The organism is Kitasatospora sp. NPDC101183 (assembly GCF_044767945.1).
In the GTDB taxonomy this organism is placed as follows: Bacteria; Actinomycetota; Actinomycetes; order Streptomycetales; family Streptomycetaceae; genus Kitasatospora.
In genome coordinates this window covers 1-15,622 of record NZ_JBIWOW010000049.1, presented here as the reverse complement: position 1 = coordinate 15,622, position 15,622 = coordinate 1, and the positions used below count along the sequence as shown (strand labels likewise).

Annotated in this window: 13 protein-coding genes; 10 read left to right on the top strand and 3 right to left on the bottom strand. The window is 73.8% G+C overall.

Going from position 1 to position 15,622, the window contains the following annotated elements:
• Nucleotides 1-100: 100 nt before the first annotated feature.
• Nucleotides 101-1,543, top strand: coding sequence for an aldehyde dehydrogenase family protein (locus ACIRRS_RS37235; RefSeq protein WP_402981113.1), 1,443 nt, complete (start codon nucleotides 101-103; stop codon nucleotides 1,541-1,543).
• Nucleotides 1,544-1,631: 88 nt separating this feature from the next.
• Here the strand turns inward: ACIRRS_RS37235 and ACIRRS_RS37230 are convergent, their stop codons facing one another.
• Entirely contained in the window at nucleotides 1,632-2,300 is a 669-nt protein-coding gene (locus ACIRRS_RS37230; RefSeq protein ID WP_402981110.1) for an NAD(P)H-binding protein, read from the bottom strand.
• 87 nt (nucleotides 2,301-2,387) lie between these two features.
• On the opposite strand from ACIRRS_RS37230, the gene dxr reads away from it, so the two are divergent.
• The 5 genes from dxr (at nucleotide 2,388) to ACIRRS_RS37205 (ending at nucleotide 7,933) form a co-directional block, all read left to right on the top strand.
• Nucleotides 2,388-3,617: a 1-deoxy-D-xylulose-5-phosphate reductoisomerase gene (dxr, locus tag ACIRRS_RS37225; RefSeq protein ID WP_402981107.1), complete on the top strand. Its 1,230-nt coding sequence runs from the start codon at nucleotides 2,388-2,390 to the stop codon at nucleotides 3,615-3,617.
• A gap of 73 nt (nucleotides 3,618-3,690) precedes the next feature.
• Nucleotides 3,691-4,995: a M50 family metallopeptidase gene (locus tag ACIRRS_RS37220; protein ID WP_402981104.1), complete on the top strand. Its 1,305-nt coding sequence runs from the start codon at nucleotides 3,691-3,693 to the stop codon at nucleotides 4,993-4,995.
• Nucleotides 4,996-5,138: 143 nt separating this feature from the next.
• A complete protein-coding gene (gene ispG / locus ACIRRS_RS37215) occupies nucleotides 5,139-6,299 on the top strand; it encodes a flavodoxin-dependent (E)-4-hydroxy-3-methylbut-2-enyl-diphosphate synthase (RefSeq protein ID WP_402981101.1) in 1,161 nt (386 codons plus the stop codon).
• 148 nt (nucleotides 6,300-6,447) lie between these two features.
• On the top strand, nucleotides 6,448-7,323 hold the full coding sequence (locus ACIRRS_RS37210) for a GNAT family N-acetyltransferase (protein WP_402981162.1): 876 nt from the start codon (nucleotides 6,448-6,450) through the stop codon (nucleotides 7,321-7,323).
• Between the two features lie 64 nt (nucleotides 7,324-7,387).
• The gene (locus ACIRRS_RS37205; RefSeq protein ID WP_402981098.1) at nucleotides 7,388-7,933 is read left to right on the top strand and encodes a GNAT family N-acetyltransferase; all 546 of its coding nucleotides are present in this window, start codon (nucleotides 7,388-7,390) and stop codon (nucleotides 7,931-7,933) included.
• Here the strand turns inward: ACIRRS_RS37205 and ACIRRS_RS37200 are convergent.
• On the bottom strand, nucleotides 7,930-8,856 hold the full coding sequence (locus ACIRRS_RS37200) for an aminoglycoside phosphotransferase family protein (protein WP_402981095.1): 927 nt from the start codon (nucleotides 8,854-8,856) through the stop codon (nucleotides 7,930-7,932). The genes ACIRRS_RS37205 and ACIRRS_RS37200 overlap by 4 nt on opposite strands.
• A gap of 17 nt (nucleotides 8,857-8,873) precedes the next feature.
• A complete protein-coding gene (locus ACIRRS_RS37195; RefSeq protein ID WP_402981159.1) occupies nucleotides 8,874-9,344 on the bottom strand; it encodes a ferritin-like domain-containing protein in 471 nt (156 codons plus the stop codon).
• 830 nt (nucleotides 9,345-10,174) lie between these two features.
• Here ACIRRS_RS37195 and rimP point away from each other — a divergent pair.
• From rimP to infB, 4 genes are all read left to right on the top strand, one after another.
• Entirely contained in the window at nucleotides 10,175-10,702 is a 528-nt protein-coding gene (gene rimP / locus ACIRRS_RS37190; RefSeq protein WP_402981092.1) for a ribosome maturation factor RimP, read from the top strand.
• 54 nt (nucleotides 10,703-10,756) lie between these two features.
• The gene (gene nusA / locus ACIRRS_RS37185) at nucleotides 10,757-11,755 is read left to right on the top strand and encodes a transcription termination factor NusA (protein WP_402981089.1); all 999 of its coding nucleotides are present in this window, start codon (nucleotides 10,757-10,759) and stop codon (nucleotides 11,753-11,755) included.
• Nucleotides 11,756-11,880: 125 nt separating this feature from the next.
• Entirely contained in the window at nucleotides 11,881-12,138 is a 258-nt protein-coding gene (locus tag ACIRRS_RS37180) for a YlxR family protein (RefSeq protein WP_402981086.1), read from the top strand.
• A gap of 224 nt (nucleotides 12,139-12,362) precedes the next feature.
• Nucleotides 12,363-15,500, top strand: a complete 3,138-nt coding sequence (infB, locus tag ACIRRS_RS37175; protein ID WP_402981083.1) for a translation initiation factor IF-2 — start codon at nucleotides 12,363-12,365, stop codon at nucleotides 15,498-15,500.
• The last annotated feature ends 122 nt before the right edge of the window (nucleotides 15,501-15,622 follow it).

Here is a 15,622-nt window from a genome sequence, read left to right as displayed (position 1 = left end):
CCCAGTTGGCCAATCCGGTCGCCGCGCCGCCGCGCCTACCCTCGGGTTCGGGTCCCACGCCCGTGGGCCGTACGACGACGAGGAGAGGGCCGGTACCACGGTGACCACCACGTACGAATTCTGGCTGGCCGGCCGCCGGGCGAGCGGCGACGCCGACTTCGAGGTGCACAACAGCTGGGACGGCCGTCCGGTCGGCAGGGTGAGCGTTCCGACCGAGGCGCAGGTCGAGGAGGCGCTGGACGCCGCCGTCGCCGCGCTGCCGGTGTTCGCCGCCACCCCGGCGCACCAGCGCGCCGCCGCCCTGGACCACGTGGCGAAGCGGCTGACGGAGCGCACCGAGGAGATCGCGCAGCTGATCACCGCGGAGAACGGCAAGCCGATCAAGTGGGCGCGCGGCGAGGTCGGCCGGGCCGTGTCGGTGTTCCGCTGGGCCGCCGAGGAGGCGCGCCGCACCAACGGCGAGACGATGCGCCTGGACACCGACCCGGGCGGCACGGGCCGCTTCGCGGTGGTGCGCCGCTTCCCGCGCGGCGTGGTGCTGGGGATCGCCCCGTTCAACTTCCCGCTGAACCTGGTCGCGCACAAGGTCGCCCCGGCGATCGCGGTGGGCGCCCCGATCATCCTCAAGCCGGCTCCGGCGACCCCGCTGTCGGCGATGGTGCTGGGCGAGATCCTGGCCGAGACGGACCTGCCGGCCGGTTCCTGGTCGGTCCTGCCGGTGCCGAACGACCGGATGCCGGCCCTGGTGCAGGACCCGCGCGTGCCGGTGATCTCCTTCACCGGTTCGGACAAGGTCGGCTACCAGATCATGGACTCGGTGCCGCGCAAGCACTGCACCCTGGAGCTGGGCGGCAACGCCGCGGCCGTGGTGCTCGCCGACTGGTCCTCGGAGGCGGACCTGGACTGGGCGGCCACCCGGATCGCGATGTTCGCCAACTACCAGGGCGGCCAGTCCTGCATCTCGGTGCAGCGGGTGATCGCGGACGCCTCGGTGTACGACGCGCTGGTGGAGAAGGTCGTCGCCAAGGTGAAGGCCCAGGTGACCGGCGACCCGAACGACGCCTCGACGGACGTCGGCCCGCTGGTGGACGAGAACGCCGCCAAGCGCGTGGAGTCCTGGGTGGAGGACGCGGTCGCCAAGGGCGCCAAGGTCCTCACCGGCGGCACCCGTGAGGGCGCGACCTTCGCCCCGACCGTGCTGGCGGAGCTGCCGGCCGACGCGATCCTGGCCACGGCCGAGGTGTTCGGCCCGGTGCTGTCGCTGCACCGGGTGGACGGCGTGGACGAGGCCTTCGCGGCGGTCAACGACTCGGCCTTCGGCCTGCAGGCGGGCGTGTTCACCCACGACCTGCAGACGGCGTTCCGGGCGCACCGGGAGCTGGAGGTCGGCGGTGTGATCATCGGCGACGCGCCGTCCTACCGCGCCGACCAGATGCCGTACGGCGGCGTCAAGGACTCGGGCGTGGGCCGCGAGGGCGTCAAGTACGCGATGGACGACTACACGGTCGAGAAGGTCCTGGTCCTCACCGGCCTCGACCTCTGATCAGGACGATCCCCGTGGGGCCCCGGTTCGGACGAACCGGGGCCCCACGGGCGTTCCGAGGGCGCTTCGAGGGCGCTCCGGGGGCGTGTCAGGCGCCGTGCCCGGCTGCGGCGGCCACGGCCTCCTCGACGGTGGCGTCGCCGGCCACCAGCTCCAGCGTCCGCCCGGCGGTGGCGGGCTCGTGCAGCAGCGCGGCGAGGACGGCGGCCACGTCGGCCCGGGGGACGGCGCCGCGGCCGACCGAGGGGGCGAGGCGGACGAGGCCGGTGCCGGGGCCGTCGGTGAGCCGCCCGGGGCGCAGCACCGTCCAGTCCAGGGCGGTGCGGGAGCGGACGGCGTCGTCGGCGGCGCCCTTGGCGCGCAGGTAGGTCTCGAAGACGGCGTCGGCGGGGTGGTGGGCCCGGGCGTCGGCGCCCATCGAGGAGATCATCAGGTACCGCCGTACGCCCGCGAGTTCGGCGGCGTCGGCGAGCAGGACGGCGGCGTCGCGGTCGACGGTGTCCTTGCGGGCGGCGCCGCTGCCGGGGCCGGCGCCGGCGGCGAAGACCACGGCGTCGGCTCCGGCGAGGAGTTCGGCGAGCGCGGCGGGGGTGGTGGCCTCCAGGTCGAGCAGCAGCGGCTCGGCTCCGGCGTCGGTGAGGGCCCGGGCCTGTTCGGGGCGGCGGATGATCCCGGCGGGGCGGTCGCCCCGGTCGGCGAGCAGCCGTTCGAGTTTCAGGGCGATCTGTCCGTGTCCCCCGGCGATGACGGTGCGCATGGCTCCGACGGTAGCCGCAGCCGTGGGAAGCCGTCCTGCCGTGCGAACCCGTCCTGGGGAGGGACGCGGACAGGACACAATGGGCGCATGACTTCGCTCGCCCACCCGCAGCTGCGTTTCACGCCCACCGTGGCGGACCCCTCCGGCCCCCGGGAGCTGGTGATCCTCGGCTCCACCGGATCGATCGGCACCCAGGCGATCGACGTGGTGCTCCGCAACCCGGACCGCTTCCGGGTGGTCGCTCTGTCGGCGGCGGGCGGCCGGGTGGAGCTGCTGGCCCAGCAGGCGGTGCGGCTGGGCGTGCACACCGTGGCGGTGGCCGATCCGGCGGCCGAGCCGGCGCTGCGCGAGGCGCTCGCGGCCGAGGCCGGGGGCCGGGCTCTTCCGAAGGTGCTGGCGGGTCCGGACGCGGCCACCGAGCTGGCCGCGATGGAGTGCCACTCGGTGCTGAACGGCATCACCGGCTCGATCGGGCTGCGGCCGACGCTGGCCGCGCTGGAGGCGGGCCGGGTGCTGGTGCTGGCCAACAAGGAGTCGCTGATCGTCGGCGGCCCGCTGGTGAGGGCGGTGGCGAAGCCGGGGCAGATCGTGCCGGTGGACTCCGAGCACGCCGCGCTGTTCCAGGCGCTGGCGGGCGGCACCCGGGCGGAGGTGCGCAAGCTGGTGGTCACCGCCAGCGGGGGCCCGTTCCGCAGCCGCACCCGCGAGCAGTTGGCCGGGGTGACCCCGCAGGAGGCGCTGGCGCACCCGACCTGGGCGATGGGCCCGGTCGTCACGATCAACTCGGCCACGCTGGTGAACAAGGGCCTGGAGGTGATCGAGGCGCACCTGCTGTACGACGTGCCCTTCGACCGGATCGAGGTCGTGGTCCATCCGCAGTCGGTGGTGCACTCGATGGTGGAGTTCACCGACGGTTCGACCCTGGCGCAGGCCAGCCCGCCGGACATGCGGATGCCGATCGCGCTGGGCATCGGCTGGCCGGACCGGGTGCCGGACTCCGCCCCCGCCTGCGACTGGACGAAGGCCGCGACCTGGGAGTTCTTCCCGCTGGACGACGAGGCCTTCCCGGCCGTCGAGCTGGCCCGCGAGGTGGGCACCCTGGGCGGCACCGCCCCGGCCGTGTTCAACGCCGCCAACGAGGAGTGCGTGGACGCCTTCCTGAACGGCCGCCTCGCCTTCACGGGAATCGTGGACACTGTTGCGAAGGTCGTCGCCGAGCACGGCAGGCCGGCGGCGGGAACTTCCCTCACCGTCGAGGACGTCCTGCACGCGGAGGACTGGGCCCGCGCCCGGGCCCGCGAGCTGGCGGCGGGCTGAACGGCGCCGCCACCGAACCACGGAACGCGGTACGACGAGACGATGAGCGGAGCGCCATGACGGAGGAGCAGCGGTGGTAGTGGTGATGACGGCGGTCGGCATCCTGGTCTTCGTGATTGGGTTGCTCATCTCGATCGCCTGGCACGAACTCGGCCACCTCTCCACGGCCAAGCTGTTCGGCATCCGGGTCCCGCAGTACATGGTCGGCTTCGGTCCGACCCTGTGGTCGCGGCAGAAGGGCGAGACCGAGTACGGCATCAAGGCCATCCCGTTCGGCGGGTACATCCGGATGATCGGGATGTTCCCGCCGGGCGAGGACGGCCGGATCACCAAGCGCAGCAGCTCGGCGGTCCGCACGATGATCGAGGACGCCCGCGAGGCCTCGTACGAGGAGCTCCAGGAGGGCGACGAGAGCAGGCTCTTCTACACCCGCAAGCCGTGGAAGCGCGTCATCGTCATGTTCGCCGGGCCGTTCATGAACCTGATCCTCGCGTTCGGGCTCTTCACGACCGTCAACATGGGCTTCGGCGTGAACACCGCCGTCCCGACCATCGACACGGTCTCCCAGTGCATCGTCAAGGCGGGCCAGCCCACTGACACCTGCCCGGCCGGCGCCCCGCCGACCCCGGCCGCCGCGGCGGGCCTCAAGCACGGCGACAAGGTGCTCAGCTTCGACGGGGACCGCATCCGCGACTACGCCCAGCTCCAGGCGGACATCCGCGAGTCGGCCGGCCGCACGGTGACGATCCTGGTCGAGCGGGACGGGCAGCAGGTCGCCCTCACGCCGACGATCGTCGCCAACCAGGTGCAGAAGTTCGACGGGAACAACCGTCCGGTCAAGGGCCAGACCGTGGAGGCGGGTTTCCTCGGATTCACTCCGAAGAGTGAAGTCGTCCGGCAGACCTTCGGGCAGTCCGTCGACCGGATGTACGACATGGGCGTGTCCGGCGTGAAGTCCCTCGCCGCCCTTCCGGGCAAGGTCCCCGGGCTCTGGAACGCCGTCGTCGGCGACGGCCCGCGCGACCCGGACTCCCCGGTCGGCATGGTCGGCGCCGCCCGGGTCACCGGCGAGGTGTTCTCCTCGGACCTGCCCGCCAGCCAGATGATCGCCACCTCCGTGTTCATCCTGGCGACGATCAACCTGTCGTTGTTCCTGTTCAACATGCTGCCGCTGCTCCCGCTGGACGGCGGCCACATCGCCGGCGCCCTGTGGGAGTCCGTCCGGCGCGGCGTCGCCAAGGTGCTGCGCCGGCCCGACCCGGGACCGTTCGACGTGGCGAAGCTGATGCCCGCCGCCTACGTGGTGGCGAGCGTTTTCATCGGTTTCACCCTCCTGGTGATGGCGGCGGACCTGGTGAACCCGGTCAAGATCAGCTAGGTGGTGCGGGTACGGCGGGTGTGCTGCGGCCCTCGGCCGTGCCGTACCGTGGAGGCCGGGTGCGCGATCGTCAGCGCGCCCGGCCTCGGCCGTCTCCCGGCCGGGCGGTCGACCACACCTCAACCCCGGGGAACCCTGCGCACATGACCGCGATCTCGCTCGGTATTCCGTCCCTGCCGCTCAAGCCGCTCGCCAAGCGCCGCCACTCCCGGCAGATCATGGTCGGCAATGTCCCGGTCGGCGGTGACGCCCCCGTGTCGGTGCAGTCGATGACCACCACCGTCACCTCGGACATCAACGCCACGCTGCAGCAGATCGCCGAGCTCACCGCGTCCGGCTGCCAGATCGTCCGCGTCGCCGTCCCCTCGCAGGACGACGCCGACGCGCTGCCGATCATCGCGAAGAAGTCGCAGATCCCGGTCATCGCGGACATCCACTTCCAGCCGAAGTACGTCTTCGCCGCGATCGACGCCGGCTGCGCCGCGGTGCGCGTCAACCCGGGCAACATCAAGGCCTTCGACGACAAGGTCGGCGAGATCGCCAAGGCCGCCAAGGACGCGGGCATCCCGATCCGCATCGGCGTCAACGCCGGCTCGCTGGACAAGCGCCTGATGGAGAAGTACGGCCGGGCCACCCCGGAGGCGCTGGTCGAGTCCGCGCTCTGGGAGTGCTCGCTGTTCGAGGAGCACGACTTCCGCGACATCAAGATCTCGGTCAAGCACAACGACCCGGTCGTGATGATCCAGGCCTACCGCCAGCTCGCCGCCGCCTGCGACTACCCGCTGCACCTCGGCGTCACCGAGGCCGGCCCGGCGTTCCAGGGCACCATCAAGTCCGCCGTCGCCTTCGGCGCGCTGCTCGCCGAGGGCATCGGCGACACCATCCGCGTCTCGCTCTCCGCGCCGCCGGCCGAGGAGATCAAGGTCGGCAACCAGATCCTGGAGTCCCTGGGCCTGCGCGAGCGCGGCCTGGAGATCGTCTCCTGCCCGTCCTGCGGCCGCGCCCAGGTGGACGTCTACAAGCTCGCCGAGGAGGTCACCGCCGGCCTGGAGGGCATGGAGGTGCCGCTGCGCGTCGCCGTCATGGGCTGCGTGGTGAACGGGCCGGGCGAGGCGCGCGAGGCGGACCTCGGGGTGGCCTCGGGCAACGGCAAGGGCCAGATCTTCGTCAAGGGCGAGGTCATCAAGACCGTGCCCGAGTCGAAGATCGTCGAGACCCTGATCGAGGAGGCGCTCAAGCTCGCCGAGAAGATGCAGGCCGAGGGCGTCGAGGCCGGGGAGCCGGTCGTCGTCGCGGGCGAGTAACCGGCCGCCGGCGGGCGGGTTCGAATTTCCGGAGGCGGGGCCGTTCCGTTCGGGGACGGCCCCGCAGCCGTAGCCGGATGGGGCCACGGAGTAGGGTGCGGCGAAGTCGTCCCAGTGAGGTGCTGTCTCGATGATCGATCGAGGTGTGATGCTCCCCGGCGCTTTCCAGGCCGCCCGGGCCCTGGCCGCCACCCGCGTCCTGGAGCCCGCCGATCTCGCGGACGCCCTGGAGATCCTCCACCGCGATCCGGTCGCCAACGCGTTCGTCGCGACCAGGGTCGAGGCGGTGGGGCTGGACCCGTGGCGCCTCGGCGGGGAGATGTGGGGCTGGTACGACGGGGACGGCGTCCTCGACGCGCTCTGCTACGCCGGGGCCAACCTCGTCCTCGTCCACGCGGGGCCGGCGGCCGTGGCCGCCTTCGCCGAACGGGCCCGGAGGCAGGGGCGGCGCTGCTCCTCGATCGTGGGCCCGGCCGCGTCGACGGCCTCCTTCTGGGCGCTGCTGGAGCGCAGTTGGGGGCCCGCGCGTGAAGTCCGGGCGCACCAGCCGCTGTTGGCGACCTCCACGCCCTCGCCGGAGATCGCCCCCGACCCGCTGGTGCGGCGGGTGCGCCGCGACGAGGTCGAGGCGATGATGCCGGCCTGCGTGGCGATGTTCACCGAGGAGGTCGGAGTGTCGCCGCTGGCCGGGGACGGCGGGCTCCTCTACCAGGCCCGGGTGGCCGAACTCGTCACCACCGGGCGGTCGTTCGCGCGGTTCGACGAGGACGGCCAGGTGGTGTTCAAGGCCGAGATCGGCGCGGTCACGGCGGGCGCGTGCCAGATCCAGGGCGTCTGGGTCGCCCCGGAGCACCGCGGGCGCGGGCTCTCCGAGACGGGCATGGCGGCGGTGCTGGACGTCGCGCTGCGGGAGGTGGCGCCGGTGGTCTCGCTGTACGTCAACGACTTCAACCTGCGGGCGCGGGCGGCCTATCGGCGGGTGGGGTTCCGCGAGGTCGGGGCCTTCATGAGCGTGCTCTTCTAGGGCGGAGTGATCTCCTGGCGGCCTTCTCCAGCGTGGGCGGGCGGCGGGTAGTAACGTCCGGGGCATGGATCAGCTGACCGGGGTGACGATCGGGGCCATCGACCTCGCGGCCTGGGCGCCGCAGGCGCTCGACGTGCAGGCGCTGGCGTTCGGGCTCACGCCCGAGGAGGTCGCGGTCCGGCTGCACATCGTGGGGAGGCACGCCCGCCAGCCCGGGGTGATCGCCTTCGGGGCGATGAGCGAGGGCCGGCTGGTCGGCTTCGGGTACGGGATGCCGAACCAGCGCGAGCACTGGTGGAGCACGGTGATCGAGCCGTACCTCGACGCGCAGGGCCACGGCGACTGGCTGGACGGGGTGTTCGCGATCACCGAGCTGCACGTGCTGCCTCGGTTCCAGGGGCAGGGGATCGGCTCGCGGCTGATCCGGCTGCTGTGCGAGTCCTCGGGGCTGGACCGCAGCATCCTCTCCGCGATCGACGCCGAGACGCCCGCCCGCAGGCTCTACCGGGCGCTGGGCTACCAGGACTTGGCCCGGGCGGTGCGCTTCCCGGCGACGGACCGGCTGTACGCGGTGATGGGCGCCCACCTGCCGTTGCGAGCACGCGGCTAGGGCAGCGCGCCCGCGAACTCCAGGTACAGCTCGGCGTCGCGCTCCCGCCCGGCGGCGAGGGAGCGCAGGGCGAGGTCCACGGCCCGCAGCAGGGTCCAGCCGCGCAGCCGGTCGCGGTCCACCTCCAGGGCCTCGGAGAGCCGGCCGAGACGGCGGCGGACGGCGCCGGGGACGCCCGGGGAGCCGATCAGGTTGTCGGCGCGGTCGAGGACGAGCCGCGCCAGGTCGTACGCGCGCTCCCCGGCGACGGGCCTCGGGTCGATGGCCAGCCAGGGGGAGCGGTCGGCGGCCAGGACGTTGCCGTGGTGGAAGTCCCCGTGCAGCAGCAGGGTTTCGGGCTCCTCGGCGGCGAGGGCGGCGGCCGTCTCCAGGGCCTCCTCCGCCAGTGCCTCGGCGGCCTCGGCGACGGGATGGGCCCGGTGGGCGGCCAGCCGTGCGGCGGTGTCCGCGACCCGGGCGGCCGTGCCGGGGAAGGGGTGGCCGTCGGGGAGCGGCACCCAGAGCCGGTGGAGCAGGCTGGTGGCCTCCAGCATCGCCTTGGGCTCGGCGAGGGAGCGCAGCGGGATGTCGCCGTGGAGGCGCTCCAGCAGCAGGACGCCCTCGGCGGGGTCGGCGTCCAGGAGGAGGACGGCGCCCCGGCCGGCCCAGTGGGCGAGGGCCTCGTGCTCGTGGACGGTCTCCGGGGTGCGCAGGCCGGTCTTGAGGACGGCGGGGGAGAGGTCGTCGCGGTGGACGTACGTGATCAGGCTGAGGCTGCCGCCGGGGTCGAGGGTGCGCTCGACGGTGAGGTCCCAGTGGTCCAGGTGGGCGGCGACCAGGCCGGGCAGGGCGTCCAGCCAGCGGCGGCCCTCCTCGCCGTGGGCGGCGGTGACGGTGCGGGTCAGCCAGGTGGGGACGGTGGGGTGGGGCGTTGCTCCCGACATGTCGTCCATTGTCGCCGCTACGGGGTCGCGGGGGCGGACGAGGCGGTGGGCGACGGAGTGGTGGGGGACGGAGTGGCGGGGGACGGGGCGGCGGCGTCCGGGATGCCGGGGAAGGCCGTGGCCGGGGCGCCCCAGCGGCGGGCGCGGACGGCGGCCTCCTGGAGGGCGGTGGCCGCGGTGGGGCGGTGCGGCCCGGGGAGGGCGGCGACGAGGTCCGCGTAGACGGCGGTGAGCCCGGTCTCCAGGTGGGCGGCGAGCCGGGCGGCGGTGGCGGCGTCCTGGACGGGGAAGGGCAGGCGGTAGCCGCCGCCGGCGGGGGTGGGGGCGGCGCCGAGGGTGGTGAGCAGGCGCTGCCAGGAGTCGCGGCGGGCCTCGTGGGCGGCCAGGGCGGTGCGGGCGTCGGCGCGCTGCTGGTCGTCGGGCAGGCGGGCGCCGACGACGCCGTAGCCGTAGACGGCGGCGTGCTCGGCGCCGAGGGCGCTCTGCAGCGCGGCGAGGCCGGCGGTGTCGGGGGAGGCCGCCGGGACGGGGGTGGCGCTGCCGGTCGGCTTCGCCGTGGGCAGGGGCACCGTGATCGGGGTGGCGACGGTGGCGTCGAGGGCGGAGGCGTGCAGCAGGGCGGCCGCGGCGACGGAGGCGAGGAGGCGGGCCAGCGGCCCGGTGGCGGCGGCCAGGTCGGTCAGAAGGGCCTTGGCCAGCTGGAGTTCCCCGGAGACCAGGACGCTGGTGGGCGTGACGTCCGGTGCGGTGGCCGGGGAGGTGGTTGAGGTGCTCGCGCCCGGCGCCGCCGGCAGACCCTGGGTGAGGGCGGCGCGGTGCTGGGCGGTCTCGGCGTGCAACTGCTGGAGCAGGGCGGCCTGCCCGGGCGCGGGGTGGGCGGTGTCGTACACCGCGAGGACGACGTCGGTGGCGCCGACGGCCCGCGCGCGGACGAGGGCGTCCGGGTCGGGGGTGGCCGCGGGGGAGGCGGAGCCGCCGTCCGAGCCGGTGCAGGCGGCCAGCGCGGAGAGGCCGGCGAGCGTGCCGAGGGCGAGGAAGGTCCGTCGGCTGGGTGGCTGCATCGGGGTCACTCCGGGGTGGGGGCGCGAGGACGGCCTCCCCGCCCCCGTGGCGTGAATGATTACAGAACCCACACGTTCGGGGCCGGGGAAGGGCGGGTGTGAGGTTGCTCGCAGTGACTGGCGTGTCCGGGGCCCGGCATGGTGCGGAATCGGTGGTTGGCCGTTGCACCGGCTAGGCTTTGGGCCGAGCTGCCGTGACCCGTGGGGTACGGAGCGACCTTCTGACAACAGCAGACGCGGCCGAGGAGTCCACCCGGATGAGCACCACCCACACCGATCGGCTGCGAGAACTGTTGGAGCCCCTGGCCGCGCAGGCCGGGCTGGACCTGGAGGACGTCAGGGTCACCAAGGCGGGCAACCGCCGTCAGGTGCAGATCGACGTCGACACCGACGAGGGCGTGGACATGGACGCCGTCGCCGAGTTCAGCCGGGTCGTGGGCGACGCCCTGGACGCGTCGGACGTGCTGGGCGACGAGCCCTACCTGCTGGAGGTCGGCTCGCCGGGCGCCGAGCGCCCGCTGGCGCTGCCGCGCCACTGGCAGCGGGCCGAGGGCCGCCTGGCGCAGATCCACCTGGTGGACGGCGCCGAGCTGACCGCCCGCGTGCTGGCCGCCGACGAGGACGGCGTGCTGGTCGAGGTGCAGCCGGTCAAGGGCCGCGGCCGTCCGAAGGAGCGCCGCCTGGAGTACCCCGAGGTCGCCCGCGCCCGCGTGCAGGTCGAGTTCAACCGCAAGGACGACGACCCTCTCGACGAGGTGGACGAGGGGGACGACGGTGCGGAGTGACGCGACGGCCCGGCCCAGCATGACGAACGTGACGAAAGACGAGGAGGCGTAGCCGTGGACATCGACATGAGTGCCCTGCGCACGCTGGTCAACGAGAAGAACATCCCCTTCGACCTGCTGGTCGAGTCCATCGAGTCGGCCCTCCTCACCGCGTACCACCGCACCGAGGGCTCGCGCCGCCGCGCCCGCGTGCACCTGGACCGCCAGAGCGGCCACGTGACCGTGTGGGCGACGGAGGACCCGGCGGAGCTGGACGAGGGCGTCGAGCCGAAGGAGTTCGACGACACCCCGAGCGGCTTCGGCCGGATCGCGTCCAGCATCGGCATCCAGGTGATGATGCAGCGCCTGCGCGACGCCGCCGACGACCAGACCTTCGGCGAGTACGCGGGCAAGGAGGGCGACATCGTCACCGGTGTCGTCCAGCAGGGCAACGACCCGAAGAACGTGCTCGTCGACATCGGCAAGCTGGAGGCCATCCTCCCGCCGCAGGAGCAGGTGCCGGGCGAGGACTACCGCCACGGCACCCGGCTCAAGTGCTACGTCGTCGCGGTGCGCCGCGGCGTGCGCGGCCCGTCGGTGACGCTGTCGCGCACCCACCCCAGCCTGGTGAAGAAGCTCTTCGCGCTGGAGGTCCCGGAGATCGCCGACGGCAGCGTCGAGATCGCCGCGATCGCCCGTGAGGCCGGCCACCGCACCAAGATCGCGGTCTGGTCGCGCCGGGCCGGGCTGAACGCCAAGGGCGCCTGCATCGGCCCGATGGGCTCCCGGGTGCGCGCGGTGATGGGCGAGCTGCACGGCGAGAAGATCGACATCGTGGACTGGTCCGAGGACCCCCGCGAGATGGTCGCCGCCGCGCTGTCGCCCGCCCGGGTGAGCAGTGTGGAGATCGTGGACCTGGCCCAGCGCTCCGCCCGGGTCGTCGTGCCGGACTACCAGCTCTCGCTGGCGATCGGCAAGGAGGGGCAGAACGCCCGCCTGGCCGCCCGCCTGACCGGCTGGCGCATCGACATCCGCCCGGACACCGAGGGCCAGCCGGAATCCGCCGGCGAGTAGTCCGTGTCGTCGTAGCCGTCCCGCCGGTCACCGTGATCGGCGGGGCGGCGCCATGTCCCTTCGGAGGGGTAGACTTGCCTTCGTCTGGCCGGACGCATGTCCGAGCACGCCCGGAACGCACCTGCGTGGGCTGCCGCAAGCGCGCGGCCAAGCACCAGCTGTTGCGTGTCACGGCGGTCGAGGGCGAGTGCGTCCCCGATCCCCGTGGCGCACTTCCGGGCCGGGGCGCGCATCTGCACCCCGATCCGGCCTGCCTCGACCTCGCGGTCCGTCGCCGGGCGTTCCCCCGGGCCTTCCGGCTCCAGGGCACGCTCGACACGGCGCGACTGCGCGGGTTCATCGAGGAGAGGGCGGACGGCGCCTCGGAGTCCTCGGAGTCCTGAGGGGCCACGCCCCGTACCGCCGCCACTCGAAGCGGCGGGAGAACCACCGCAACAAGCACGGCGGGCAGCCGCACGCCGTGCCACCAGTCAGGTACCTCGCGATGTGGAAGTAGGTCGAGATTGCGATGAGCACTCGATGAGTACGCGATGAGTACGCGATGGGTACGCCCATGAAGTAGCGACAGTCCGGCGGACGAGACCCCGGACTCATAGACAGGAGTGAAGTGGCTAAGGTCCGGGTTTACGAACTCGCCAAGGAGCTTGGTTTGGAGAGCAAGGCCGTCATGGCCAAGCTCACCGAGCTGGGTGAGTTCGTCCGTTCGGCGTCCTCGACGATCGAGGCGCCGGTCGTGCGCAAGCTGACTGACGCGCTTGGTGTGGCCCCCACCGGTGGTGGCGCTGCCAAGCCGGGCCCGCGGAAGACCGCGGCGCCCTCCCCCGCCGCTTCGGGTGCCCCGAAGCCGGCTCCGACCCCGGGTCCGCGCCCTGCCGCGACCCCCGGTCCCCGTCCGACCCCCGCTGCCGCGGCGCCCGCCGCCCCGGCCGCACCCTCCGCCGCCGCCCCGAAGGCCGGCGCGCCGACCCCGGGCCCGCGCCCGGCCGCGCGTCCCGCCACCCCGGCGGCTCCGGCGGCCCCGGCCGCGCCCGCGGCCGAGTTCTCCTCGCCGGCTCCGGCCGGCGGTGACGCCCCGCGTCCGGCCTCCCAGGCCCCGCGTCCGGCGGCCCAGTCCGGCAGCGGCGCCCGTCCGGGCCCGCGTCCGGCCGGCCCGCGTCCGGGCAACAACCCGTTCACCTCGGGCAGCGCGACCGGCATGGCCCGCCCCGGCGACCGCCGTCCCGGCGCGTCGGGTGGCCGTCCGGGTGCTCCGGGTGCGCAGGGCGGCGACCGTCCGCGTCCCGGTGGCGACCGTCCGCGTCCGGCCGGTGCCCCCGGTGCCGGCGCCGGTGCCCCGCGTCCGGGTGGCGACCGTCCGCGTCCCGGTGGCGACCGTCCGCGTCCGGCCGGTGCCCCCGGTGCCGGCGCTCCGCGTGCCGGTGGCCCGGGTGCGGGTGCCCCGCGTCCGGGTGGTGCGCCGCGTCCCGACGGGATGCCGCGTCCCGCCGGTCCGCGCCCCGGCGGCCCGACCCCGTCCGGCATGCCGCGCCCGAACCCGGGCATGATGCCGCAGCGTCCGGCTCCGGGCCCGCGCCCGGGCCCGGGTGGTGGCCGTGGTCCCGGTGGCCCCGGCGGTCGTCCGGGTGGTCCGGGTGCCGGCGGCGGTGCCCGTCCCGGCTTCCAGGGTCGTCCGGCCGGTCCGGGCTCGCGTCCGGCCGGTGGCGGCGGCTTCGGCGGCCCGCGTCCCGGTGGCGGTGCCCCGGGTGGCGGCGGCGGTTTCGGCCCGCGTCCCGGCGGCTTCGGCGGCCGTCCCGGCGGCCCGGGTGCCCGTGGTGGCACGCAGGGCGCCTTCGGTCGTGGCCCGGGCGGTCGCCCGGCTCGCGGTCGCAAGTCGAAGCGGGCGAAGCGCCAGGAGTACGAGGCCATGCAGGCCCCGTCCGTCGGCGGTGTGATGCTGCCCCGCGGCAACGGCCAGACGGTCCGCCTGTCGCGTGGTGCCTCCCTGACGGACTTCGCGGAGAAGATCAACGCCAACCCGGCCGCGCTCGTCTCCGTCATGTTCAACCTCGGTGAGATGGTCACCGCGACCCAGTCGGTCTCCGACGCGACCCTCGAGCTGCTGGCCGGCGAGATGGGCTTCGTCCTGGAGATCGTCAGCCGGGACGACGAGGACCGCGAGCTGCTGGAGTCGTTCGACATCGACTTCGGCGCCAACGAGGGCGACGAGGACCAGCTGGCCCCGCGCCCGCCGGTCGTCACCGTCATGGGTCACGTCGACCACGGTAAGACCCGACTGCTGGACGCGATCCGCAAGTCCAACGTCGTGGCCGGCGAGGCCGGTGGCATCACCCAGCACATCGGTGCCTACCAGGTCGTCACCGAGGTGAACGGCGAGCAGCGTCCGATCACCTTCCTCGACACCCCGGGTCACGAGGCGTTCTCCGCCATGCGTGCCCGTGGTGCCAAGTCCACCGACATCGCGATCCTGGTGGTCGCGGCCAACGACGGCGTCATGCCGCAGACGGTCGAGGCGTTGAACCACGCCAAGGCCGCCGGCGTGCCGATCGTGGTCGCCGTCAACAAGATCGACGTCGAGGGCGCCGACCCGACGAAGGTCCGCGGTCAGCTGACCGAGTTCGGCCTGGTGGCCGAGGAGTACGGCGGCGACACCATGTTCGTCGACATCTCCGCCCGCCAGGGCCTGCACATCGACCAGCTGCTGGAGGCCGTGGTCCTGACCGCGGACGCCTCGCTGGACCTGCGGGCCAACCCGGAGCAGGACGCGCAGGGCATCGCCATCGAGGCCCACCTCGACAAGGGCCGCGGCGCCATGGCGACCGTCCTCGTCCAGCGCGGTACCCTCCGCGTCGGCGACTCGATCGTCGTGGGCGACGCCTACGGCCGCGTCCGCGCGATGCTGGACGAGAACGGCAACAGCCTCTCCGAGGCCGGCCCGTCCCGCCCGGTGCTGCTGCTCGGTCTGACCTCGGTGCCCCGCGCCGGCGACAGCTTCATCGTCGTCGACGAGGACCGCACCGCCCGCCAGATCGCCGAGAAGCGCTCGGCCCGCGACCGCAACGCCGCCTTCGCGCAGCGTCGGGTCCGGGTGTCCCTGGAGGACCTGGACAAGGCCATCGCCGCCGGCTCCATCGAGCAGCTCAACCTCATCATCAAGGGTGACGTCTCCGGTTCCGTCGAAGCCCTCGAGGACGCCCTCGTCAAGCTCGACGTGGGCGAGGAGGTCGAGCTCCGGGTCCTGCACCGCGGTGTGGGTGCCATCACCGAGTCCGACGTGGACCTGGCGATGGGCTCGGACGCCATCATCATCGGCTTCAACGTGCGCGCCGAAGGCCGTGCGCGCACCGCGGCCGACAAGGAAGGCGTGGACGTCCGGTACTACTCGGTCATCTACCAGGCGATCGAGGAGATCGAGAACGCCCTCAAGGGCCTCCTCAAGCCGGAGTACGAGGAGGTGCGCCTGGGCGCCGCGGAGATCCGCGAGGTCTTCCGCTCCTCCAAGTTCGGCAACATCGCCGGTGTCCTGGTGCGCGACGGCATCATCCGCCGCAACGCCAAGGCCCGCCTGCTGCGCGACGGCAAGGTCGTGGCGGAGAGCCTCACCATCGAGGGTCTGCGCCGCTTCAAGGACGACGCGACCGAGGTCCGCGAGGGCTTCGAGGCCGGTGTGACCCTGGGGTCGTTCAACGACATCAAGGTCGAGGACATCATCGAGACCTACGAGATGCGCGAGAAGCCGCGCGCCTAGTCGGTGTCGGCCGGGGGGGGGGGGGGGGGGGGCGGGCCCGCCGGCCCCCCCCCCCGCGCGGGGGGGGGGGGGGGGGGGGTGACCCCCCCCCGGGGGGGGGGGGGGGCCGAACGCCCCACCGG